18 protein-coding genes and 2 pseudogenes are annotated in these 23,990 nt (G+C 46.7%); 6 read left to right on the top strand and 14 right to left on the bottom strand.

Features of this window, described 5'->3' with window-relative positions:
- Nucleotides 1-33 precede the first annotated feature (33 nt).
- From FYJ62_RS05470 to FYJ62_RS10775, 6 genes and pseudogenes are all read right to left on the bottom strand, one after another.
- Nucleotides 34-1,412, bottom strand: a protein-coding gene (locus FYJ62_RS05470; RefSeq protein WP_154548531.1) for an IS3 family transposase whose coding sequence is annotated in 2 segments (ribosomal slippage) — nt 34-926 and nt 926-1,412 — 1,380 coding nt in all. Because the reading frame shifts where the segments join, the coding sequence is not laid out codon by codon here.
- 469 nt (nt 1,413-1,881) lie between these two features.
- Complete coding sequence (locus tag FYJ62_RS05465) at nt 1,882-3,189, bottom strand: RNA-guided endonuclease InsQ/TnpB family protein (RefSeq protein ID WP_154548529.1); 1,308 nt, start codon at nt 3,187-3,189, stop codon at nt 1,882-1,884.
- A gap of 2 nt (nt 3,190-3,191) precedes the next feature.
- Nucleotides 3,192-3,806, bottom strand: coding sequence for an IS607 family transposase (locus tag FYJ62_RS05460; protein WP_154548527.1), 615 nt, complete (start codon nt 3,804-3,806; stop codon nt 3,192-3,194).
- A gap of 87 nt (nt 3,807-3,893) precedes the next feature.
- Nucleotides 3,894-3,974 (bottom strand): hypothetical protein, encoded by an 81-nt coding sequence (locus FYJ62_RS10990; RefSeq protein WP_326831998.1) that lies wholly within the window; start codon nt 3,972-3,974, stop codon nt 3,894-3,896.
- Nucleotides 3,975-4,483 (bottom strand): annotated as a pseudogene (locus FYJ62_RS11070) (transposase); the annotation flags it as partial.
- 482 nt (nt 4,484-4,965) lie between these two features.
- Nucleotides 4,966-9,087 (bottom strand): glycoside hydrolase family 70 protein, encoded by a 4,122-nt coding sequence (locus FYJ62_RS10775; RefSeq protein WP_154548524.1) that lies wholly within the window; start codon nt 9,085-9,087, stop codon nt 4,966-4,968.
- Between the two features lie 113 nt (nt 9,088-9,200).
- Here FYJ62_RS10775 and FYJ62_RS05445 point away from each other — a divergent pair, with 113 nt between their 5' ends.
- Nucleotides 9,201-10,079 (top strand): IS982 family transposase, encoded by an 879-nt coding sequence (locus FYJ62_RS05445; protein ID WP_229771845.1) that lies wholly within the window; start codon nt 9,201-9,203, stop codon nt 10,077-10,079.
- 206 nt (nt 10,080-10,285) lie between these two features.
- Here the strand turns inward: FYJ62_RS05445 and FYJ62_RS05440 are convergent, their stop codons facing one another.
- From FYJ62_RS05440 to FYJ62_RS05425, 4 genes are all read right to left on the bottom strand, one after another.
- Complete coding sequence (locus tag FYJ62_RS05440; RefSeq protein WP_154548512.1) at nt 10,286-11,815, bottom strand: ATP-dependent nuclease; 1,530 nt, start codon at nt 11,813-11,815, stop codon at nt 10,286-10,288.
- Nucleotides 11,816-11,941: 126 nt separating this feature from the next.
- Nucleotides 11,942-12,718 (bottom strand): tyrosine-protein phosphatase, encoded by a 777-nt coding sequence (locus FYJ62_RS05435; RefSeq protein ID WP_154548510.1) that lies wholly within the window; start codon nt 12,716-12,718, stop codon nt 11,942-11,944.
- 28 nt (nt 12,719-12,746) lie between these two features.
- Nucleotides 12,747-13,424 carry a fructose-6-phosphate aldolase gene (locus FYJ62_RS05430; protein WP_154548507.1) on the bottom strand — a complete coding sequence of 226 codons (678 nt, stop codon included), beginning with the start codon at nt 13,422-13,424 and terminating at the stop codon, nt 12,747-12,749.
- Nucleotides 13,425-13,455: 31 nt separating this feature from the next.
- Nucleotides 13,456-14,163: a VanZ family protein gene (locus FYJ62_RS05425; RefSeq protein ID WP_154548505.1), complete on the bottom strand. Its 708-nt coding sequence runs from the start codon at nt 14,161-14,163 to the stop codon at nt 13,456-13,458.
- 206 nt (nt 14,164-14,369) lie between these two features.
- Here FYJ62_RS05425 and FYJ62_RS10615 point away from each other — a divergent pair, with 206 nt between their 5' ends.
- The 5 genes from FYJ62_RS10615 to FYJ62_RS05400 all read left to right on the top strand — a co-directional run bounded on the left by FYJ62_RS10615 (nt 14,370) and on the right by FYJ62_RS05400 (nt 19,898).
- Nucleotides 14,370-16,205 (top strand): hypothetical protein, encoded by a 1,836-nt coding sequence (locus FYJ62_RS10615; protein ID WP_195837400.1) that lies wholly within the window; start codon nt 14,370-14,372, stop codon nt 16,203-16,205.
- Between the two features lie 138 nt (nt 16,206-16,343).
- Complete coding sequence (locus FYJ62_RS05415; protein WP_154548504.1) at nt 16,344-16,778, top strand: GtrA family protein; 435 nt, start codon at nt 16,344-16,346, stop codon at nt 16,776-16,778.
- Nucleotides 16,779-16,885: 107 nt separating this feature from the next.
- The gene (locus tag FYJ62_RS05410; protein ID WP_154548502.1) at nt 16,886-17,350 is read left to right on the top strand and encodes a VanZ family protein; all 465 of its coding nucleotides are present in this window, start codon (nt 16,886-16,888) and stop codon (nt 17,348-17,350) included.
- A 128-nt stretch (nt 17,351-17,478) separates the two neighbouring features.
- The gene (locus tag FYJ62_RS05405; protein ID WP_154548500.1) at nt 17,479-17,940 is read left to right on the top strand and encodes an RpiB/LacA/LacB family sugar-phosphate isomerase; all 462 of its coding nucleotides are present in this window, start codon (nt 17,479-17,481) and stop codon (nt 17,938-17,940) included.
- A gap of 251 nt (nt 17,941-18,191) precedes the next feature.
- On the top strand, nt 18,192-19,898 hold the full coding sequence (locus tag FYJ62_RS05400) for a hypothetical protein (protein WP_229771844.1): 1,707 nt from the start codon (nt 18,192-18,194) through the stop codon (nt 19,896-19,898).
- A 61-nt stretch (nt 19,899-19,959) separates the two neighbouring features.
- Here the strand turns inward: FYJ62_RS05400 and FYJ62_RS05395 are convergent, their stop codons facing one another.
- The 4 genes and pseudogenes from FYJ62_RS05395 to FYJ62_RS05380 all read right to left on the bottom strand — a co-directional run.
- Entirely contained in the window at nt 19,960-21,213 is a 1,254-nt protein-coding gene (locus FYJ62_RS05395; protein WP_195837399.1) for a C39 family peptidase, read from the bottom strand.
- Nucleotides 21,214-21,278: 65 nt separating this feature from the next.
- A complete protein-coding gene (locus tag FYJ62_RS05390; RefSeq protein ID WP_154548496.1) occupies nt 21,279-22,328 on the bottom strand; it encodes an IS30 family transposase in 1,050 nt (349 codons plus the stop codon).
- 229 nt (nt 22,329-22,557) lie between these two features.
- Nucleotides 22,558-23,688, bottom strand: coding sequence for an acyltransferase family protein (locus FYJ62_RS05385; RefSeq protein ID WP_154548494.1), 1,131 nt, complete (start codon nt 23,686-23,688; stop codon nt 22,558-22,560).
- A 114-nt stretch (nt 23,689-23,802) separates the two neighbouring features.
- Nucleotides 23,803-23,990 (bottom strand): annotated as a pseudogene (locus FYJ62_RS05380) (IS256-like element ISLdl2 family transposase); the annotation flags it as partial.

The following is a 23,990-nucleotide window of genomic DNA, read 5'->3' as shown; positions in this document are numbered from 1 at the left end:
AAAATCTTAAATAGTTGCCATTACACGATCTCTTTATTTTACAGGGGTCGTGTAATTTAGTTTATTGGACCGTCTGATGTTGTTAAACCAATATATGTATTTTTTAAGTGCTTGTTGGACTTCCTCCAAAGAGTGCAGCTTAACTCGATTTAGCTTCTCACGTTTCATTAAGTTGAATATAGTTTCACCCGGTGCGTTATCGTAACAGTTTCCCTTTCTGGACATGCTTTGAACTAGTTCCATCTCTTCCAAGCGGGCTTGGTAGGTTGGACTTTGATACTGAGAACCTTGATCAGAATGGATAACTGGGTGGGAGTATGCCGGTAGGTTGGTTTCCAATTCATCTAGCATACCCAATACTAAATCCATGTCGGGGGAATAGCTGGCAGTACATGCAAGGATCTCCAAAGAAGCCTCATCCACTACAGGAGAGATATAGACTTTCTTACCGTTAGTTAATACATATTCCGTAATGTCGGTATGGAGAACGTGATACGGCCTTTCTTCGTCAAAGTGCTGCTGAAGCAGGTTATCAGCTACTTTGCCTACAGTACCCTTGTAGGAGCTGTATTTCGCTGTTCTCTTGTGGTACAGCTCGGTCTTCAACCCGATGCTTCGCATCAGCTTACGTACTGTTTCCATCGCCAATTTAATGCCCTTGTCGCGCAGTGCAGCCCACATTGGACGATAGCCATACGTGCCTTGGCCTTCGTTGTAGTAGATATCTTTGATAAGCTCTTTTACTTCGGCGTATTTATCCTTCTTAGCAATTCTTTTAAGGTTGTCGTAATAAGTCTTACGATTGAGATTAAGAGCTTTAAACAGCTGTTTTAACTGAAATTCTGGGTAGTCTGCCCGAATATCACAAGCTATCTGTGTCTTTTGTCGATTGGAAAGCTCGGATACCGGGCGGCCACTTTTTTTGCGATGATGAGCTCCAATTTTAATTCTTCGATTTTGGCATCTTTTTCCTGAAGTATGGCCTCATATTTCTGCTTATCAGTTAGAGTTTCTGTTTGCTTATTGCGCTTGACTTTCTTGCTCTTCTTAGGCATTTTAGCGGGTCTACCTTTCTTGACAGGAAGGAGCGCCTCTGGACCGCCTCGTTGGAACTTCTTAGTCCATGAATGCACTTGTGACGGACTAATATTGAATTTAGCAGCTACCAGATTACGTCCTTCATCGGATTTTAGATAGTAGCTTACCACATCCAGCTTAAAGTCAACAGAATATTCTCTTTTGGTTCGCTTAACTTTTAAGCTTTCCAAGCCATTGAGTTCAGCCGCTTTCACCCACGTACGAATCAGAGATGGAGTGATATTATACTTTTTACTTAATCCATTGTATGAGCCTCTGTCATTAAGATAATCAGAAGCAACTTGTACTTTTAGTTCGGATGAATATTTGGTCATAAAAATACCCCACAATCGTTAGATGTCTATGTCTAACAATTGTAGGGCACTTCATATTTTTTATTGGTTTTCTTAAGAGCACCAAATGAGTTCTTAGTAGTTGCCTGGTTCTTAGAAGCCGCAGTGTACTTCTCTGAAGTCAAGTAGCCACTCTTGTTTAAGGTGTAAGTATATGCACCAGCTGTAAAAAATGTGTGCAGATGTGTATTTTAGTTTGGACTAATGGAATCACAGAGGTCTAATGATATTGACCCTACACACCAGCTTTGACGCTTTACTCGCAAACATTTTTCTTATTGCCGTCATCACTGGTATTCCGATATCTCAACTAGGAGGTAATCGCATTGACCAGCGCAGGCACTTGCGTGCCACTCTTGCAACTTCTTGGAAAGACTCTCGCCAATCCTCGGGTACAGCTAACCCGCATGGCTATGACCGAAGCCACAGCCTTAACTTCGTTTTTTTGAATTTACAGTGCCTTATTCAATTCTGGATGCTCAGCCAGCGCTAAAAGGCTAAGCATTGCATTCTTGTCCCGATCTACAACCTTGTTGTAGTTCGGGCATTTTTTGTTGTAGCAGACGTACTCATTGTGCTTGGTGCCGTGCTTCTTGTTGCCATAAAGGGTGATCTTTTCATCGCCCTTTTTAACATTGCCACAGGCTGCACAGCGCTGAGTAGACGGGTACAGCTTGCTTGCCAAAATAAGCTCCTTGCCGTACCAATCGCACTTGTAGGTCAAGATCTGCTTGAATTTGCCAAACATTGACCGATGCACGCCTTTAGAGGCCACATGGCTCATCAACATGCCCTTGACAGACAGATTTTCGATTACGATCTTGTCATAGTCTCTAACCAGTTCAGTCGTAAACTTCTGGATCAGGTCGTTTTGGATATTGCCAGCCTTCCGATAGCAAGCTTGAAGCTTGGCTCTCGTCTTCAAGTAGTTCTTGCTGTTGTAGGCCGCTTTTCCATTTTGGATTCGTTTTCTGGCAAGTTGTCTTTGATAGTGCTTGATCTTCTTGTAAATCTTGTCAAGACGCTTAGGCAGGACGTTTACCCGACCTTCCGTGTAATCGAAGTGGCCAACGTTGACGTCAACGGCTGTTACCTTGCCTGTCTTAGCTGGCTGCTTAATGTCTTCAACCTGGAAAGGAATGGCTGCGTAATAATTACCCGCTTCTGTGAAATAGCTGATTACGCTGAAGTCATCAGAAAGCACAGGCTCATTTAAGCGAATCCGGCCAAGTGGCCAATCCTTGCGCCCCTGCGGGCATTCCAGCTTCAGAATCTGTCCTTCGATTTTGCTTTGGTCGCTCTTAAATCCTTGGCGAGGGGCTTTGCGGGACTTGTACTTCGGCTTGCCCCAGTTTGGCTGGGCTTTGTCAAAGAAGTTCTTCCAAGCATTGCCAAGATCCTGCACTGCAAGATTGGCAAGATGAGCTGGATAGGCCAGTCTCCAAGCATCAGTTTCCTTGTCAGAATTGAGCTCATTGCGAACTCTCTGCCAGCTTGGAGAGGGGTTTGCTTTAGCTCCAGGGCTGTTTCTGTCGATCTCGCGAATTACCCTGCGGACTTCATCATGGGTCTTCGCAGCTTCTTTGACTATTTTTACTTTTTCAGTGTAGTCAGCCATCAACCGTCTGATCTCGTACATATCGTTCCAGATATCCAGAGCATGATTCCATGCCCAGCGCCGATAGCCGCACAGCTCGATAAAGAGCTGCTTTTGTTCTTCATTAAGCTGAAGCTTGTAGACTCTGGTCTGCGTTCGCATCTTTAGTCACCTTCTTCCTTGTGTGGCAGCTTTGGATCTTCTGCTATCTCTTTCTTGTATCTTCTCAATCCATACAGACGACAGGAGAAGACATGAATAACGCTCATCAGATCCTCAACCAGTTCTTGATCCGGACTGGTATCTGGATTGTTAAGAACAACAATCTCAGTGCCGTGTCTTTGACAGAAGTCTTCGAACCAGTCAAAGCCAAAACGAGTGAAGCGGTCTTTGTACGTGATAAAGATTTTGGCAATTTTCTTGTCTTCCACGTCCTGCAGAAGCTTATTCCATTTAGGGCGGCGATAGTTAAGGCCACTCCCAATATCGCTGATTCGCTCATCGAGGATGACTCCTTTGGCATTGCAGTACTGGGTAATAAAATCCATCTGATTTTTCAGATTGTTCTTCTGCCCCTGCGAAGAGACACGTGCATACGCAACGTTCTTCCGTTGCTCTGGCACTCCGAGAAGTCTGTTGAGCTGTTCCTCAGTATAGTAGCGTCTGTTGGCTACGTTTCTGAAAGCATGAAGCTTTCCTTCACGATCCCAGCGCTGCAGCGTGCTTACTGAAACGCCCAAGACTTTAGCAGCTTCATTGGGCTTGTAGACTTTAGACATAAAAAATAGACTCATCCTTTCTATTAGGATGAGTCTATTATACCACCATCTAAATACGTTAGCACATTTTAACTACGTATTTTGAGACTAGTAGTTAACACCACTCTTAACGGTCTTACCCTTGACCATCTTGCCGCTCTTGGTGAAGTAATACCATGAGCTATTGATCTTGGTGATTACATAGCCAAGAACATACCCGTCCTGAGATACGTGGCCTTTAAAACCGTAGTAGTAAAACTTTTTGGTTGAGTTATAGCCATGTTGGCTGTTCCTTCAAACACCTTAGCTCTACGGTTTCTGATTGGCTGACACAAAGGCATGGGTAGACTGTCAATGATCATATACTGATCAAACAGATCGACTCTTGACTTCAGATCGTTGACGATCTGAGCAGTGATGCCAAGAAGCGCTCTAGCCCTGCGATTAAAACGAGACCTAGAAAGACCACAAAGTCCCCAGCAACGGGCAAATCTGCGCTGAGAAGATATACCTTCCTCAGCTTGCCAGACAAGTAATGCAATGATTTCGTAGTCTGGAACCTTTACCAGACCGGCATTGCGGCGGTGAGTTAACCGAGATGGGGCGTACTTGTAATAAAGTTTCTTGCAGATTTTCGACAAAGCTCTAAATTCTACTTGCAAACAGTGACTATAACGTTTAATCTGTAGTTGGTTCAACATTGTAAGGACTCCTTTATGTTTTTTCCAACTAGAGTCTACAATGTTGGACCTTTTTTGTTAGGAAATTGAAACTATATTTCAACTAGCACCACGCGTAGGTTGATAATGTTTTGTTTAAATTCTTTGTCGTAACGAGTTGGCATGTAAAAATTCCTTCCTTTTGAGAGACGATTTATTCATTATACCCTCTCTTAAAAGTTGTCTCAGGAATCAGCTTACATCCATTCTTTCTAATGGATTGTGTGGTAACACCATTAAAGACCTTGATGGTTTTTTCTGTCCACTTAAATGTTCAACTTAAATTTTACAATCTGCCTTAACCATACAGGCCTTAGCAAGTCATGCTTTCATCCTGTTGTCCTTACTAACCACAAAATGTAACAAAACAGACAAAAAACTGCAATTTACCAGGAAGAAATCCCATAAATTGCAGTTTTTCACTCTTTTAAGTTCCGTAGTGTAATATTGTCGTAATCAGCTTAGGAAAGCTTGATTTTTTTTAGGAAAGCCTGATTCTTTAATTCCTGTTGAACATAGTAATCACTCGATCCCATCTGTTCTGGAAGGATCGTCTTAAACTTATCGTTATTACCACCATCCAGGTAAGCGTAATCGCCATTAGGTAATTTCACAGCTAAACCAATTCCAATATTTTGAAGTGATGTACCGTTTTGGTATTTAGCAGACCACTTAGTAATATGAGTAGTTGGATCAGGAGCTACGCCGGTAGAAATGGCCCTCGTGGTGAACAAGTCAGGATACTTGGACTGTAACTCTGACAGATACTTACCACCATAAGTTTCCTGTCCGTTTCCACCACCGGCTGTGTATGCAAAGTAGATTTGATTAGCATATGTCTTACCATTGACGTAAATCTGCGTTCCACGATCGTTAGCTCTGGTAACCGTTACTGCTTCTTGACCGGAAAAGCCAATCATCTGGTTCATAACAATATCTTCCTGAACCTTTAAGCCAGCGCTATGCAAAGCGGCAATCGCGTTTGCTAATTCTTCACCACTTCCATACTTGGTTGGATTAGCATTAGTCCCTAGGTTATAGCGATCAGTTATAGAATAACCTTCGTTATAGCGACTCATACCAAACGGTGTGTAAGCAGGGGCCATCCAGAAGTCAGTGATTCCCAGGTTGTTAAAGAGCGCAGCGTTTTTGGCAATAATATTATATGCATGATTCTCTGTACTTGTTGGTTCAGGTTGATACAAACTAAAGTCTTCATAGATCATATGAGAATCAAGTGCAGCATTAGATTCGAAGATCTTATTACTATCCGCTGAAACAGTGGCGGCATTAGTAGTAACATCCTGATTTCCAGAAACAACTGGGACCCACACACCAAGATATCCACTTACATAAGGATTGCTGTATCCCTTAACAGTAACCTTCAAAATACCATTATCATCAGTTGTTAAGGTCTCTGGATTTTCAGCACCATCAGCATTATATGTTAAACCATTATCCGTTGTGTCAAGCAAGTTACGATACCGCTCATTAGCATGGGCACGACCCATATTAATAGAAATTGTTTGCTCTGCCATTTGTGGATTGTTACCAACGATAACTGCCATTCCACTCGTTCGACTCAAACTATCAGTACCCTCACTATTAGCATCAGTACCCTCACTATTAGCATTAGCAACGCCCTTACCATAACGAACGCTTGCAATTAAGTCATCGCTAAGCTTGGTCATTGTTTGTCCGCCGCTAACAAATTGTTTCCGTGCCTTCATTAACGTCGTAATTGCATCATAGTAGATCGACTTTTCCTGCATATATTGTGCAGTTTCGTTGTAAAGATCACCATAGTAAATCTGCGGTACAGTATCTTTGTTGCTTAGAAGAATTGCATATTGTGCTGGAACGTTATACTGAGCATACTGCTTATCGGTCTTCTTTTGATCAGCATAAAACTCTTGCCAAGCTTTGTTAGCATATTCTGCTTTATATGCTGATCCCATAATGTAAGCTATGCCAGGATGGTCTTTAATAATTAACCTATTAATCAAGTTCTTGCGTTGATCATGGTTAGTGACAAATGACCAGTTTGGAGTAGCTTCATTTTCCGTAACGTCATTTTGCCGGTTAACAATACTATTAGTAACCAGAGCACCAATATTATCACGATTGTTAGCACGTCCGAGGACATTTTCTAAAGTATAGAATTCTCCAGAATCCATGTACAATTGTGGATTACCCTTCTTGTTCAACATCCGGGCAGCACCTGCATGGTATCCTTCGTTATAGCTTAAGTGATTATTAGCATTTTGCGGGTTACCCTTCATATGGTACATATCATTCATTAATTGTCCCATCTGGTCGAGCACATCAGCATTAATATTATCAGCAGCATCAATCCGGAAACCGTCAAAATTACCATCCCGGTTATAACCCATCAGCTTACCATAATTTAACAAGAAGTATTCCCAGTTAAGGTTCTCAGCTTGTACTACCGGATTAGAGTTATCAATATCATTTCCAACCAATAACTCAGGACTGTTATCGCTATTATCATTACCAGTTTGGTTATTGATCGTACGGTTCATTAAGCGATACTTACTATCAGCGTAACTAGTATTACCTCTACGTTGATCTTTTGAATCATTATTAACGAAGATTAATTGATCGTCATCTACAGTTCCGCTTTCATTAGGCTTATAATTTGGCACGCTCTGTACTGATAATTCAGATGAAGCCGATAGTTCAGGAACAGTAGCTGCAAAACCATTAATGTCATTTGCTAACTTACCCGTTCCCTTATTAGTAGCAATACTTTTTTCAATTACGTAACGAAGATTTTGTGCGGCCGTGTTAAGAACTGTTGCATCTGTGTCCTTATTAAGCTTTGCTGCCGATGCCTTTGTTAATCCATAATTAGCATTCTCATAACCATGATTAACAAAATACTTAATGAATTGTGCCTGAACATCCTTATTTGGCCATGCATACATCAAGATTGGCCGCCAGTCACCAGCCCCGGTCTTGTACCATTTCTTACCATCTTGGCTTGTTCCAATTGGTCGGTACCAACCACTGTAGCTAAGGTAGCCATCAACATTGTTAATGGAGTTGGCATCCATCGAATAGGCCAAGTTATCCCAAGTACCAGCGTCGAAGCTCTTAATAAGCTTGTTTGTCCGCATATCATAAATATTAAACTTGCCGTTTTCAATTGCCCCACGGACGGTGACCCTTGCGTCACCGTTACCACCGAAGTAATATAATTTATTGCCTTCTTGATAAGGCCGGTTACGATATTGAACGTGGTCCGCGCCGTAATATTCTAGCTTGTTCTTGCCGTAATGACGTAAGCCAGTTACTGCGTCACCATTGCTGCCAAAGTAATACCACTTATTTGCCTGACGAGCATAACGATTACGATACTGAACATGATCTTTGCCATAATATTCCAGCTTGTTCTTGCCGTAATGACGTAAGCCAGTTACTGCGTCACCATTGCTGCCGAAGTAATACCACTTATTTCTCCGACTAGCATAACGATTACGATACTGAACATGATCTTTGCCATAATATTCCAGCTTGTTCTTGCCGTAATGACGTAAGCCAGTTACTGCGTCACCATTGCTGCCAAAGTAATACCACTTATTTCTCTGACTAGCATAACGCTTACGATACTGAACATGATCTTTGCCATAATATTCCAGCTTGTTCTTGCCGTAATGACGTAAGCCAGTTACTGCGTCACCGTTACCACCGAAGTAATATAATTTTTTGCCTTTTTTATGATACCGGTTACGATACTGAACATGATCTTTGCCGTAATATTCCAGCTTGTTCTTGCCGTAATGACGTAAGCCAGTTACTGCGTCACCATTGCTGCCAAAGTAATACCACTTATTTCCCTGACTAGCATAACGATTACGATACTGAACATGATCTTTGCCATAATATTCCAGCTTGTTCTTGCCGTAATGACGTAAGCCAGTTACTGCGTCACCATTGCTGCCAAAGTAATACCACTTATTTCCCTGACTAACATAACGATTACGATACTGAACATGATCTTTGCCATAATATTTTAGCTTGTTATTACTGTAGTGTCGTAGACCAGTGATAGGTTGTCCATCATTACCGTGATTTCGGTTGGCGGCACTCGAAAAAGCCTTGGTAGTAGCGCTTGGGGTAGCAATTACTGCTTTAGTGTTTGAGTTGGCAGTTTTGCTACTCGAAGCAGCCTTGGTGGTTGTACTTGAGGTAGCGGTTGCTGCTTGGCCCTGATTTTGGGCAGAAGAAGAGGCAGCCTTCGATTCCGTGGTGGTTTCTTGACTGCCGTTGTCAGTTGCCGCGGGAGTTTCTGCAGTCTTGCCTGCATCTGCATTGGCATTATTGTCTTCTGTCTGCTTGGTACTTTCCGTGCCGGCAGCTTTTTCCGCTGTATTCGTCTGCGTCTGGGCTGCTTGCTCGCTAGCAGTCGTGGTATCAGCCTTTACTTGGCTGCCCGCGCCACTAGCCCAGAACATAGTCATCCCAAGAAGCACAGACGTCATACCTACGCTAAGCTTTCTTAAGGACCATCTTTGCTTTTCGCTAGATGGTTCATTCATCATTTTCTTTCTTGAATTCATACTCTGATGCGTCTCCTAATTTTTCCTAAGAAGTTATTTGCATATACTAATACACTGTAATTATATAACTGGCATTTCTTTATTCAAAAAACAGAAAGGAATCCCTTACAATGTTGAACCAACTACAGATTAAACGTTATAGTTACCGTTTGCAAGTAGAATTTAGAACTTTGTCGAAAATCTGCAAGAAACTTTATTACAAGTACGCCCCATCTCGGTTAACTCACCGCCGCAATGCCAGTCTGGTAAAGGTTCCAGACTACGAAATCATTGCATTACTTGTCTGGCAAGCTGAGGAAGGTATATCTTCTCAGCGCAGATTTGCCCGTTGCTGGGGACTTTGTGGTCTTTCTAGGTCTCGTTTTAATCGCAGGGCTAGAGCGCTTCTTGGCATCACTGCTCAGATCATCAACGATCTGAACTCAAGAGTCGATCTGTCCGATCAGTATATGATCATTGACAGTCTACCCATGCCTTTGTGTCAGCCAATTAGAAACCGCAGAGCTAAAGTATTTGAAGGAACAGCCAACATTGGCTATAACTCAACCAAAAAGTTTTACTACTACGGTTTTAAAGGCCATTTTGCCGTATCTCAAGACGGGTATGTCCTTGGCTATGTAATCATCAAGGCATCAATCCACGATGCAAAAGAAGCAGAAGAGCTGATTCTCAGTACCCGTACCGAAGGGCACTTTATCTTAGGCGATGAAGGTTATATAGGCAAACGACTGCACGATGCCCTCAAGATAGACGGTTATATACAGTGGACACCTTATCGGAAAAATATGAAGGGTGCTAAGCAGCATAACAAAAGAGAGCTAATGGCAATTCGCAGAACAATCGAGAGTGTGTTTTCAGTACTAAAGTACTACGAAATTGAAAATATACTTGCAAGAAGTGTAGATGGTTTCCAACAAACTGTCGAGATAATTGTATTAACTTACAATATCAGCTACATCCTACATAGATATGGATTCAGCTTCTTCAACTAGCACCACGCGTATTCTGGCCTATTTCCATACTTTTTGTTACCGCTTTTGATTGCTCATTCTCTTAAATTACTTATTTAATGATATTGCATGTAAAAAGTAGCGACAGGGAGGCAAAATAGTTGCTTTTATTAATCTCTATGCTTCTATGCTTATTTCACCAATTTCTGACTATGACATGCTCCCCCGACCAAGGTCGGGGGAGCATGTCATGGCAGTTGGTCCATAAAATGATCGATCTTTAAGAAAAATTCTACCAATTCGCGGTGGTCCTGCCCATCCCGCTGGTAGTGGTCTTGCAGATCAGCTAAAGTCATGTTTTCCATCAGCTTTGAGGCCGTCTTGTCCTTGGCCCAGCTGCGGTGGCGCTTTTCCATCAGGTTGTACATGTGCAGCTTGACGTCCTCATACGGCGCAAACTTCAGCACCTGGCCATCCTCTTTAAAGACCAGGTAGTTTTCAATTTCCCGCTTAAAAGTCGCGTGAACGTGGCTCTTGTTTTGCGGGTACTTATTCTCAATCCGCCTAAGGTGCCGGCGGCTTTGATCAGCTTCCGGCGTCCCCTTGTCAGAGTCGATCATGATGAACCAGGGCTCATTCAGCCGGGAAAAAAGGTCAAAATTGAGCCAGGAGATCAGACTCCCGCATCCCCCAACCGGCAGGATAAACAGCCCCTTCTGGCTGAAAGTCTGGTCAACCAGTCCCGCTTCATACATCCATTGGTTGACTTTGGTCACGAAGCGGACGTCTTCTTGCCCTTCCACCAGCAAGACGCAGCGCGACTGGACGGCCCGGCGGTCGGCTTCAACGCCCAGATTCTTCTGGGCTTCCTCCAGCACTTCTTCCTCTTGCAGGAATTCCCGCTGGCCAGCCACCTGCTTGACCATCCGGGCTCCTTCCAGGGGCAACAGGCCCATCAAGTAAGGCGTATGCGGAATCAGGATGACCTGCTTGCCTTTAGCGACCAATTTCAGGGCGGCTTGGGCCAGCTTGTCCTCCTCTTCCTTTGTCAGGTTGTTTTCTTCAAAGGCATAGATGACATTTTCAATATTGGCGTTTTCGCTCTGGGCCAACATGAAGGCCAGAACGATCTGGCTGCTTGTTTGCAAGTTGCTTTCCTCAATCGTGGTCTGCTGCTTGATCAAGTCCGCCAAGTTCTGTTCCTTGAATACGAAATTAGGCTTTGGACCTGGAGCCAGTTCTTGGTAGTTGGCCAATATCTGAGACAAGTTGCGGCCAACCCTGGCATCAAGAAAGTCCTGGACCTCCTTGATTTCCTGGCGCTTGTCACGGATGGCGCTGCGAACGACAAAGTTCAAAGGGCTAGTGGCCTTTGATTCTTCATCAAAGAAGACATACAAGGGCAAGCTGCTGATTAAGGCCCGGTAGCGGCTGAGGGTGCCAGCGTTGACTTCCTGGAAGGCTTCGTCAGTCTTTTCCCTAAAGTAGTCCTTTTCAGCCAGGTAGTTCTTCAAGTCAAAGACCTTCTTGACCGTCAGCTGGTCGAAAGTGCAGGAAATGGCTATTTCCCAGTCTCCCCGGTCCAGAGCTTCCTGGTTCAAGTCCTGCAGTTTCAGCGGTCGCTTGGCAGCCGAGCCATTGAAGAAGATATCCAAGGCCCGCAGCACCGTCTTCTTGCCGGCTTCATTCTGTCCAAGCAAGGTCGTCATGGGATCCAAGTTCAGATCAAGGTGCCGGTAGCCACGGAAATTGCGCAGATGCAGTCCAGTTAAAAACATGCTCTTTCTCCTTATGCTTTTCGTTGCTTGTTCTTCCTTACCGCTTACCTCAATTATACGATTTTCGGACATTAAAAAGCCGGCAGAAGCAGCGATTCTGTCGGCTTTTCGTCTTTAGTTGTCTTGTTAAAAGAGGCCCAGGAACTTCTTGCGCTTCTTTGGCAAAGGCTGCCAGTTCATCTTGACCAAGTCGCCGTTGACGACCGCGCGGGCGTTATTGATGAATTCCTCCCGCTTGCTTTCGCCAAATTCCTTGGCCAGCTTGTCCAAGGCAGCCTTCATCTGGTACTCGCGCCTTGGCAGATCGTGGGCGTCACTGGCAAAGAAGGCGCATTGGCCAGCCTTGATAAAGGCCCGGCTGCAGTCTTCGATTTTCTTGCCGAAGATGCCCGTATATGAGCTGGCCGTTACTTGCACCAGGCAGCCCATTTCAATGAAAGTCTGCAATAATTCTGGATTATCCAAAATTTCATTGTTTCTTTCCGGGTGCACCACGATCGGCACGATGCCGCGGCTGGTCAGCTCATAGACCATGTTCTTGGCGTAGTGGGGCACGGCGTTGCTTGGAAATTCCAGCAGCATGTAGGTGTTGTCCTCATCCAGGAACAAAATGTCATCATCGTCCAAGGCCTGCGGCAAGCCGCCTGACAGTCTGACCTCATGGCCTGGGAAGACCGTCAAGGGAATGCCGGCCGCGTCAAGCCGCTGCTGGTATTCTTCAGTCAGCTTGATGACGTCTTCCTTGTGATTCAAGTAGCGGCCGTTTAAAGTGTGCGGGGTGCAGACCGCGTGGGTGATGCCATCAGCCACGGCATCCTGGGCCAGCTTCAAGGAAGTCCCCCAATCCTTTGAGCCGTCGTCAATGCCCGGCAAAATATGACAGTGAATATCAACAAGTACCATAATTTAGCTCCTCACTAACTATTTTTCTCTACAAATCGTATACGTGCTTTCCTGGATGCAGGTCCTGCCAGTCCTGGGCAAAGCCGGCAACCGCGGCAGAAATGGCCGGATTGGCAAAGGCACTGGCGACCACGTCAACGCCAACCGTTACCGCTTGGGCGCCAGCATCCAAGGCATCGGTCACCTCTTGCACGTTGTGAAAGCTGGCCGCCAGGATCTTGCTCTTGGAGCCGGTCCGCTTGCCAGTCTTGGCCACGTTAGCAATCACTTGCTTGGCGTCAACGTTTTGGTTGACCATGCGGTTGAAGTATGGGGCCATGTAGTCAACTTTCGCCATCATGGCCTGATACATTTGAAACTCTGAGTAGATGGCCGTGGCCGTAATATGAACGCCTTTTCTCTTTAAAAGCTTCATGGCCTTTAAGCCTTCTGGCGTGGTTGGCACCTTGATGTAAACGGATTGATCGACTTCCTGGAGAATCCTTGCCGCGTCCTTGACCATTTCTTCCGCGCTTTCGCCCACGACTTGGACGTGCAGGCACTTGGCCGTGCCGATGATCTTCCGGATCGCGCGCAAGCGGTCAAAGACGTCTACGGCAGCCGCCTTTTTCAAAATCGTGGGGTTGGTCGTGATCCCGCTTAATTGCAAATGATCATTCCAATATTCAATGGCAGCTAAATCTGCCGTATCAAGCATGAATTCCATTTCTCTTTCCTGTCTTTCTGCTTTCCCTGCCTTATTCCTTGTCCTTGCCTTCTTGCAGGCGGCGGTAGTCCTTGCGGGTCAAACGGGCATGGGTGTCCACCTTTTCCCCACGCAGGGTCCGGCTGACCCGGTCCAGTCTGGCAGCTTCCGCTTCGCCGCGCGCCTGTCTTTCAGCGGCCTGTCTGGCCTTGCGGGCCCGCCGCTCCTGGATGGATTTAAGCCAAAGGCTGGGCATGATGGCCACTGCCCCAAAGAAGGCTCCCATGGTATTGGCCAGCATGTCGTTGACGTCGTAAACGCCCAGGCCGGTCAGTCTTTGGAAGTGCTCAATAAAATCGGACAGGCAAAAGCCCAAGAAGGTCGTAATGATGATGCTGTGAAGCCACTTGGACCAAGCAGGGATGATGTAGCCTAGGGGGATGAACAGCATGATGTTCATGATAAAACCATATCTTCCCCCGTAATTGGAGCTGGCAAAGACTTTCTTAGCGCCCCACTCCCAAAAAGAAGGGTTCTTGACCAATTCGCCAATCGAAGCTAAAAGCACCGGGTGCGTCGCGTAGTAGACCGCGGAAGTGATCACCCGCGAGGCTACGACATAGTAGACCAAGGCGCAGGCATAAACCACGGTGATAATTAAGCGCAGAAGCTTGTTGCCAGTCCGGATCCCCAGGTAGCCGGCGAAAACGCATCCCCCGATGACGATAAATCTGATAAGCAGAGCCAATTCGTGTCCCATTTCTTTCACTTCCCTTTATTAAGTGCTTGTTTTATATTTTAAACCACCTCAGCCATTTCAACAAAAAGAAGCGGCAGCTTCATTCATCTTTTTTTGACTTGATATCAACAATTTTTAGCCAATTTAAAACGCAAATGCTATATAATACCAGTAGTTAGAGTACTCCAGCTTAGAGAGACTCATTGTGTTAAAGAAAGGAAAGAATTATGAATAGCAAACGTTTCTTCACTGGCAAGAAGCTGCTGACCGCGGGCGCTCTGGCTTTGGCTCTGGCAGCCGGTGCCACTCAAAGCAGCCAGTTTAAGGCACTTGTACCAGGCAATGGTACGGCTAAAGCCTTTTATGTCCCAACCAACGATGAATGCAAGTACGTGATCAAGAGCCAAGCGGACTTGGATAGATTCGTCAAGCAAAACGCCTTTGTCAGAGACTCACTCTTGGAATTCAAGTTTGAGAACTCCACGCCAATCAAGTTTCCAAAGGACTTTGACCTGAAGCTGATGTGCGGGGCAAAATTTGACTTCACTGCCAAGTCAACTGGCGATATCGACTTCAACGGCACGAGATTGATGATCGACCGCCGCTACGGCACCAAGAAGAAGATCGACTGGAATGCTGACTGGCCAGAAACCGTCAGAACCAGCTGGACGGTTGAAGGCGACCACCAGGGCCAAGTCATCTCCAACTTGAACGTTTACGGGTCCGTTCAAGGCTCAGTCAACTCAAAAGGCGTCGTAAGTTCTGACTACAACGGCGGGTTGCAGGTTTCCATGCTGCACACCAAGAACGTGACCTTCAAGAACATGAACTTCCACCAAGTTCAGTACTACAACCGTCACGTCTTTGACGTCATGGGCTGCACCAACGTTACTTGGGATGGCTGCCGCTTCTACGGCTATGCTGGTTCTGGCTTCAGCCAGGCCGGCTGGAACGCAATTTACGAGCATGACAAGGAACCACACGGCATCTTCTCAGAAGCCATCCAGTTTGACGTTGCCACCAAGGAAGGCGCGGGCGGTGACCCTAACGTCAACGCGTCAGTTTTCGGCAAGGATCTGTTTGACGGCGCTGGTACTCAAAACGCCACGATCAAGAACTGCTATTTCGGGCCTGAAAAGAACGGCCTGTCTGGCGGGGCGATGATCAATGGCCTTGACAAGAAGTTTACCTTCCCTTACGGCGCATCAGTTGGTAGTCACAGCATCAACGAAATCACCAAGAAGTCTAACTACAAGAACTTTAACGTAACCGGTTCTACTTTCGAAAATACTGCAGTCGCCGCCAATACGCCAGCAACTTACTACAAGCACATGGCGCCAATCCACTACCGCTACTCAGCGATCGACAAGGCTGCTGACATCAACACTTTGAAGGCAAGCAACAACACGTTCATCAACATCCTTGACCGCGGGGACAGCGGGATTCCTGACACCCTGGACGGGCAAAACCGGCCATTGTACAAGAAGGACCTCGGCCTGCACAAGGCTTGGTTCCGGAACGCGCCTGAATACCTGGCAACCGTCTCAAACGGCTTTCCAAAGATGAATGCCAACGGCAGCAAGTACACTAAGGCTGTTTTAGCACATCCAGCTAAGAAGGCTGCCAAGAAAGCTCCTGCTAAGAAGACCACGGCTAAGAAGACTAGCAAGAAAGCCCCTGCTAAGAAGACTAGCAAGAAAGCCCCTGCTAAGAAGACTAGCAAGAAAGCTCCTGCTAAGAAGACCACAGTCAAGAAGACTAGCAAGAAAGCTCCTGCTAAGAAGACCGTAGCCAAGAAGTCTAGCAAGAAAGCTCCTGCTAAGAAGACCGCAGCCAAGAAGTCTAGCAAGAAAGCTCCTGCTAAGAATACCGCAGCCAAGAAGTCTAGCAAGAAAGCTCCTGCTAAGAAGACCGCAGCCAAGAAGACTAGCAAGAAAGCTCCTGCTAAGAAGACCGCAGCCAAGAAGTCTAGCAAGAAAAAGTCAACTAAAAAGAAGACGACTAAAAAAGCAACCAAGAAGAGCAGCAAGAAATCAAGCAAAAAGACTAGCAAGAAAAAGTAAGCTCCTCGTCTGAACAAAAAGCCCGTCAGCAAAGCTGGCGGGCTTTTGCTTTTCACTGCATCCCCATCTAATTTATGCTATGATTCTTAACGGTAATTTTTTAAATCACTGATACTAGTAGAAAGAAAAATAACAAACATGGATAAGCAGAAATTCAACGAATTATGGAACAAGTACAAGGACGTAATTCCCTACGTCTTCTGGGGCGTCATGACCACCTTGGTCAATATCGCCTCCTATTGGCTGTGCAATAGCGTCTTTAAGTGGGCCATCATGCCTAGCACAATCATTGCCCAGTTCCTGTCCATTATTTTCGCCTACCTGACCAACCGCAAGTGGGTTTTCCACAGCCAGGCTTCAACATTTGAAGAATACGTCCACGAGATTGCCAGCTTCTTTGCGGCCAGAATCGGGACTGCCCTGCTCGACATGGCAATCATGTTTATCTTTGCTAAGCAGATGCACCTGAACAGCATGATCATCAAGATCCTGGCGAACGTGGTCGTCGTTGTCGTCAACTATGTGGCCAGCAAGTGCTGGATCTTCAAGTCAAAGGACGACAAGCAGCAATAAGCTTTTTTCTTAAATAAAGGTAATTTTCAAAGCATTTTTCTTAACAAAGCGCCTCAAGATGTTATCCTAGTAAGCATAGTTTATGGATGCAGAAGGGGGATCAGCTGATGAAGAAAACATATAAATACGCGGCTTTGGCCCTGTTTGCCCTTTCGGCGCTGGCCATTACCGCCTTTACCTTTCAAAATTCCAGTCATTCCGCGGCTTTGACCATGAGGTTCGTCAACCTCTTTGAGCAGGTGCACTTCCACTTCACGGGGACGATCGTGGCTTGGTGGCCAGTCTACCATATGATGCGCAAGTTTGCCCACACGATTGAATACTTCTTCTTAGGATTGACTGCCTGCTTCCTCTTCAATGTCTGGGGCAGCAAGCATTATGCCGGCTGGGCCTTAGCCACTAGTGCCACTTGGTCTTTGATTGACCAAACCAGCAAGCTGCGGGTGCCGGGACGGGAATTCGATCCAACCGACTTTCCATTTGACATCGCCGGCTACCTCTTGGGGATTGGGCTGGCCTGGGTCTTGACCAAGACTTTGCCAATGGCCAAGGTCAAAATCAGCAACAATTAACGAAATTACAAAGAAATGTCCACGCCAAAAGCGTGGGCATTTTTGTTTTGCTGGTTCAATCTAAGCTGGCCGCAATCATGATAGAATAGAGGCGAAAACAAGTTATTAAAACTAGAAGAAGGTAAAAAATGAAGATTGCAATGGCAAACGACCACGCCGGCACCCGGCTGAAGAATGAGCTGAAGGCTTACTTGGAAGCACAAGGACATGAAGTCGTTGACTTTGGGACCGACAATGAAGAATCCTGCGACCTGTCAGACTTCGTCTACCCAGCCAGCCTGGCTGTAGCCAAGGGCGAATGCGACCGGGGCATTTTCGTTGACGGGGTTGGCTATGGCAGCGCCTTGATCGCCAACAAGATCAACGGCATCTACGCCGCGGTCTGCCAAGACCCGTTCTGTGCTAAACTGGCCCGCCAACACACCGACTCCAACGTCCTCTGCCTGGGCGCCAAGATCATTGGCGACATGATGGCCAGTGAAATCGTCAAGACCTGGATGACTACTGACCCGCTGATGGAAGAAAAGTACCGCCGCCGGGTGGACAAGGTCAAGGCGATCAACGACAAGCACTGCGTCCCTGTTAAATAACGCGTTTTGACAAAGCATTGAAAAAGCAATCAAGCACTCAGCTTGGCTGCTTTTTTGTCCCCTCTTCAGTGTCCTATTAGGTACTATTATTATCTTAGAGAAAGGAAAGTATAAAATTGCTTCTATCGCAACCGATAGCGAGCAAGCAGCTTTCTTTTGCGGGAAATTTTGGCAAACACTTTTATTCATCTGTTAGAATACTTAATGGCAAATAAATCGGTATATCTGCACTAAGAAAGAGAATTTACATATTGGAAAGAAAAAATATCCTGCAAATCAAGCAAGAGGACGGTTCTTGGAAGCACAATCTGGCCTACCTCGGACTGCTGCTGGCCGTCTCATTGGCAACGGTTATTTACCTGGCTGACACCAAGGCAATTTTCGCCTTCTCTGACTGGAGCTTTCATGCTTCACGGCTGGAAGAGCTCTACCTGAATCTGAAATCCGGGTCTTTTTTGACCTTCATCGCCGCCCGGACCTTCCATAATACCGGCGTCGCCTCCTTCCTCTTCTACCCCTACCTTTTCCTCTATCCGTGGGCTTTCCTGCGCTTTATCTTTTCCCCAGTCAACGCTTTTTACGGCTGGTATGGCTTGGTGACTTTTGCCACGGCCGCGATTGCCTACTTCTCCATGAAGGAGTACTCTAAGAATTCCCTGGCCGCGTTTCTTTTTTCCTTGGCCTACACTTTCGCCCCTTACCGGCTCTACCTGGGCGGGGCCGTGTTTGGCGAGTACTTGGCCGTCACCTTCCTGCCACTCGTTTTCCTGGGCATCTATGAAGTGCTGTGGGGCAATCGGCACAAGTGGTACCTGCTGGCCATTGGCGGAGCCCTGATTGCCTACTCGCACATCTTATCGGTCTTCTTGACCCTGGAGTTTGCCGTGGTCATCTTCATCATCAAGCTGATCACCAGCCGCGGCATCAGTCAAGGCCGCGGCAAAGCTTTGGGCTTAAGCATCATCGTCTGCCTGCTCTTGGTCTTGCCAGTCATTGCCCCCTTCTTCACTGATTTTATCGGGCAAAAACTGGTCAGTGCCAACCCTCACATTACCCAGACGATTGATCTTGGCCCCCTGCTCCTCAGCTCTTTCTCGGCTCAAAAGGGCTGGAAATTGAGCTTTCTGCTCATTCTGACCATTTTTGTCGCCTGGGCCCTGCTCAAGAGCGGACGCGACTGGATCATCTACGGGCTTGGCCTCTTTTCCTGCATCCTGGCCAGCAGCTTTTTTCCTTGGAAACTCTTAGCCGGAACGCCTTTTGAAATGGTCCAGCTGACTGTGCGCTACTTGTCATACGCAGCCTTGTTCTTGACAATTATTTTTGCCCAGGAAACAAGCGCGCTGCTGGGGCAAGCAGGTGAAAAAAGCAGGCGGGCCTTAATCTGCGGCTTCACCTGCTTTATGGTGATCTTCACCTTCAGTTCCTTGGCTGCCTACCGGGACATCTTGGTCTCTGAAACGATTGAAGACATGCCAAAGACCAGTGCCAACAGCACCCAGCCGACTCCCTTCAAGCTCTTGCGCAACAAGAACTACCACAACCAGTTCAACTACAAGATCCTCTTTGGGGAATTTGACTACATGCCAAAGGTTGCACGGACCAGCGTCAAAAAACGGCACTCACTCCTCCGGCACAAGGCCTATTTGAACGGAAAGACCTTGAACCTGCATCCCCTGATCAAGTCCAACCAGATCACTTACCAGGTCAAGAGCAAAAAGGCCGCGGCCATCGACCTGCCCGTGATCGCCTACAAGCACACGACCGTCAGCGTCAATGGCCAAAAACGCTCCTTCCGCCGCGGCTCCCGCGGGACGGTCGTCGTTAAGCTTGACCGCGGTCAAAACACGATCACGGCCGGCTACCAGCCAAGCCCGCTCTTTTATCTGAGCATCGTTATCAGCATTTTGACCTGGCTGGTCTTGATCAGCTGGCTGATTAAATGCCGGCTGAGCTGATTTTTTATCGCAGACACAAAAAACGAGTACGTGAAGCAACACGTACTCGTTTTTCTATAAGCTATTTCAGCATGATCGCGCCATTGTTTAAGCCGCCAGTTGCTTCTCTGGTGAAAGTCGCGATTGAAACCCAGGCCTTGGCCCCGTAGTCAAAGGCGTTCCGGTGGCTGGAGCCGCTGCGAGCGCTGTAGTAGCATGGGTCGTAAATCAGGAAGCGGCCCTTCTTGCAGCCGACGATGACTTTGGCATGCTGCTTGCGGTAGAAGCGGGTTTCATATCTGGAGAAGCCATAGTACAGAACTGGATGCCCGCTTTGCACGACCGCCTTGATCTTTGCAACGCTGCTGCCGGTAATGTTGGTAAAGCCGCTGTCAAAGCGCTTCATATAGCTGGTCAGCGTCGAAGCCGCCAGCAGGCCGCCGAAGCTGGCCATGGAGAAGACGCCGCCGCTTTGTGGCAGGTGGCTGTAAGCATAGTACATATTGAACGACTTGTTCTTGATGCTCAGCAGGGTGGCTGAGGAAGCAACCGAGCAGCCTTCCGGCGCCCAAATCGGCGTGAACTGGCTGTGCCAAGTTGGCGCGTGCAGCACCCCGCTAGCCAAAGCGTAGTAGTCCCTGCCGCCGACAAAGGCAAACTTCTTGACGTACATAGCCCCATTCTTCTTGCCAAAGTAGCAGCCCTTGCCCTTGATCTTCTGGTAGCCGGTCTGCCTTTGCCCGTTTGCCGCGTAGTATTTCTTAGCTTTGCCAACCGTCTGCAGGCCCGTGGTCATGTGGGCATTTTTCTTGTTGAAATAGTACCACTTGCCCTTGATCTTTTTCTCCCCGTACTGCAGCTGGCCATTGGCGGCATAATAGAGCTTGTACTTGCTCTTGGTCTTCTTTTTGTACTTCTTCTTGACCAGCTTGCCGCGCTTCTTAACCCATTTATAAGCCGTCTTGTAAGAAATCTTGGTGACGGTTTGCAAGCCTGTCTTCATCTTGCCGGACTTGTCCTCAAACCAGTACCAGTAGCCGGCAATCTTGTGCTTGCCATATAACATGCGGCCTTTGGCATCATAGTAGACGGTCTTCTTTGGTGAAGTCAGCTTCTGAAAGCCGGTCTGCATCGCCCCGGTCTGCTCGTCAAAAAGATACCACTTGCCGGCGATCCGCTTTTGGCCGTGGACCAGCTTGCCGTTTTCATAGTAGACCGTCACGCCATTTTCCGTAACGAAGCCATCCTTGTCGGCCGCTTGGGCCTTGCTGGCTAAAAAGCCGCTGACGCTGCCCGCGAGCAGGACAGCAGCTAATAGACTATAGCTTTTTTTCATCCTTATTTTTCCGCCAATTGCAAGAATAAATTGAACACTTACCAATAACATCTGGTAGATTTTGACTACCTGTGTCGATAAATATGGTCAAGCTCTATGTCAAAGCACTCTTCTGGAGTCTTGTAGTTTAAGATCTTTCGAGGAAGAGAGTTGCACCATACTTCGATCTTAGCAATGTCTTCCACGCTGTACTTATCCATCCGATCTCCCTTAGGAATATAGCGTCTGATAAGCCCGTTATGCCGCTCTACGCTACCTTTATCACAGGATGTATAAGGGTGAGCATAGTACACAAGCGTCTTGGAAACTTGCTCAAGATTTGATAGATCCGCGAACTCGGAGCCGTTATCGGTTGTGATAGACTTAAAGATTCTGTTCCATTTGGATCCATAAAACTCGCGAAGCTTGTCAAATGCCTTCATGACGCTGGCTGAAGTCTTATCTTCAATCTTGATCATGAAGAAGCGACGTGTCTTTCGTTCACACAGAGTAAGCAGCACATCATCATCCTTGGTCTTGTGTCCAAGAACCAGGTCGCATTCCCAGTGTCCAAAGTCCTTACGGGTATCGATTCTAGGACTGCGTTCATCGATGCTTCGGCCCAGAATGCGCTTGTTTGCACGAGCACGACGAGCCTTGGTATTGCGCTTTACCTTTTCTGGGAGGTCGATGTTCTTGATGTCCATAAGGCCAAGGTCAACGTAGTTGTATAGAGTCTTGGTAGACACGACCTGATCCTTTGGGAAGATACCTTCGGCTAAAGCATAGCCAACGCAGGCATCAAGAGACCAGCCTCGCTTATGGAAACAGTGGGAAACATAGTTGATGAACTTGCTTCGACGAAGGAACAAGCTCTTACGGCCGCATTCGCGTCTATGGCGCTCGTAAGTCATTTGTCCCTTGACAGCTTTGTATCGTTTCACATTGCCAGTATAAAGGGATACAGTGCCTCTTTTGAGCTCATATCCGATTGTACTTGGTGAGCAGTTAAGCTCTCTAGCAATGGCACGGTTTGAGCAGCCAATAGAATGCATCACTTGAATTGTAATTCGATCATCCTTTGAAAGGTGCTTTCCCTTTTGGTGTAGTTTAGTGTTAGAATATGAATGATCCATTTTAACCTCTCTAGAAATGTTTTGTGGTAATTCATATTCTACCAGAAGGTTGAAATGGATTTTTTGTGCTCCGATCCAGTAAAAACGATTTTCACTTACTGGATCGGAACAGTGTTCAATTTGATTTTACAATCGGCGATCCTTATTTTTCTTAAAATTAACTCAAATACGCTTTCACTACAATGATAACTGTAACACCGACCATCCGTTTCCGGCAATCGTTCTTATTTTACTTTTTTATGACAAATCGCTGGCCAAGCTTGGCACCCAACTTCCCCAGGCCCAGGTAGAATTGTTCCAGCAGGGCGCTGGCCAGAAGCGCCAGCAGCAGCAAGGTCAGGTAAGCCACCAGCGGGTTTCTTGACCAGAAGACCGCGATCGTGAATGGGTAAAAGTAGTAGCAGAAGAAGGTATGGATCAGCCACAGATTGGTGCTCATGCGGCCAAAATACCGCAAGACCTTCGAGGCCTTTGCCGACAAGTCCAAGAGCAGCAGGCAGCCGGTCATGAACACCGGCGTGATGACCAGCATCATTTCGCTGACATTGCCAAAAACATTTTCCTGGAAGTAAAAGGCACAGGCAATCAGCAGCAAGCCGATCATGGCTCGCCAAAAGGCGTTATAGCTGCTAAAAAGGCGGCGCAGATTGGCGAATACATCGTATTTGCCAAACACGATCCCAAACAAGTATGAGCAGATGAAGGCATTCGGCATGAACAGCTGCATCCACAAGTAGCTGGAAGCCAGGCTGCTGAATGGGGGAAGCTTAATCAGGGCTGGCAGGAACTTGACCGTAAAGACGGAAGTGAACAGGACCAGGCCGGTCTCCAGATAAACGTTGTTGATTTTCTCAGTCAGATAGTAGTAGATGGTCCCAAGGAAAATCGCGGCAACGAAGACGCGGACGAACCACCATTCCCCGTTGTAGCTTGAAGCATAGCCAGTCAGGTTCTGGAGGAACTTGCCAAAGGAGAAGCTGGCAAAACGGTTCCACATGAAGGCCTTGCTGTAGCGCGGCTGCCTGCTGAAGAACAAAAAGCCCAGCGGGACGAATATCAAGAAGACCCGCCAGTAGACCCGGTACAGACCCCAGATCTTCTTGAGCAAATGAAACCTGTGGGCCTGGATCTGCTTGGCCAAGCCTAAGCCGCCTAAAAACATAAAAATGTACACGCAAATCTTTCCAAAGCTCCCTACCGTCGTCAGTTGCTTTAATGCCGCGGCGGACACGGCATACTGGTATTTAGTGGGGAGCCGGTCGGGGAAGGCCAGCAGATGGTGCATGAGCATCAACAGGATCGCGACCCCCTTTAAGGCCTTGGTATCTTGACGGGAGAACCGCCACTTGTTTGTCTTCAAATTCTTTCCTTCTTCATTCAGTGATCAATATAACTGCCGTTATTAATCTGCATGAGACTGTCAATTCTTTTGTGTAAATAAATCTTTCCGGCTAATTGATTCTTTAACTGTTTTTTAATCGAAGTACGATTCCAAGGTGTCTGCTACTTGACCAAAGCCCTTGTGAACTCGATTAGCGTTGCGGTCGTTATAGTCGATAACTTGGCTACCCAAAAAGTTGTCCAGTGATTCTTCGCTAGGGAACTCTGATTTAGGATTGGTCTTTCGCTTGATCATGCGGTTTATCGATTCGATCATGTTCG

The sequence above is a fragment of the Lactobacillus porci genome, assembly GCF_009695985.1.
GTDB lineage: Bacteria > Bacillota > Bacilli > Lactobacillales > Lactobacillaceae > Lactobacillus > Lactobacillus absianus.
The sequence above is the reverse complement of the archived record's forward strand: the minus strand, read 5'-3'. Positions and strand labels throughout refer to the sequence as shown.

What these genes read in the sequence shown, in the direction of transcription:
- FYJ62_RS05390 (WP_154548496.1), bottom strand. Translation starts at nt 22,328, where the DNA reads ATGGATCATTCATATTCTAACACTAAACTACACCAAAAGGGAAAGCAC.
- FYJ62_RS05460 (WP_154548527.1), bottom strand. Translation starts at nt 3,806, where the DNA reads ATGTCTAAAGTCTACAAGCCCAATGAAGCTGCTAAAGTCTTGGGCGTT.
- FYJ62_RS05415 (WP_154548504.1), top strand. Translation starts at nt 16,344, where the DNA reads ATGGATAAGCAGAAATTCAACGAATTATGGAACAAGTACAAGGACGTA.
- FYJ62_RS05465 (WP_154548529.1), bottom strand. Translation starts at nt 3,189, where the DNA reads ATGCGAACGCAGACCAGAGTCTACAAGCTTCAGCTTAATGAAGAACAA.
- FYJ62_RS05425 (WP_154548505.1), bottom strand. Translation starts at nt 14,163, where the DNA reads ATGGGACACGAATTGGCTCTGCTTATCAGATTTATCGTCATCGGGGGA.
- FYJ62_RS10615 (WP_195837400.1), top strand. Translation starts at nt 14,370, where the DNA reads ATGAATAGCAAACGTTTCTTCACTGGCAAGAAGCTGCTGACCGCGGGC.
- FYJ62_RS05410 (WP_154548502.1), top strand. Translation starts at nt 16,886, where the DNA reads ATGAAGAAAACATATAAATACGCGGCTTTGGCCCTGTTTGCCCTTTCG.
- FYJ62_RS10775 (WP_154548524.1), bottom strand. Translation starts at nt 9,087, where the DNA reads ATGAATTCAAGAAAGAAAATGATGAATGAACCATCTAGCGAAAAGCAA.
- FYJ62_RS05435 (WP_154548510.1), bottom strand. Translation starts at nt 12,718, where the DNA reads ATGGTACTTGTTGATATTCACTGTCATATTTTGCCGGGCATTGACGAC.
- FYJ62_RS05405 (WP_154548500.1), top strand. Translation starts at nt 17,479, where the DNA reads ATGAAGATTGCAATGGCAAACGACCACGCCGGCACCCGGCTGAAGAAT.
- FYJ62_RS05440 (WP_154548512.1), bottom strand. Translation starts at nt 11,815, where the DNA reads ATGTTTTTAACTGGACTGCATCTGCGCAATTTCCGTGGCTACCGGCAC.
- FYJ62_RS05395 (WP_195837399.1), bottom strand. Translation starts at nt 21,213, where the DNA reads ATGAAAAAAAGCTATAGTCTATTAGCTGCTGTCCTGCTCGCGGGCAGC.
- FYJ62_RS05430 (WP_154548507.1), bottom strand. Translation starts at nt 13,424, where the DNA reads ATGGAATTCATGCTTGATACGGCAGATTTAGCTGCCATTGAATATTGG.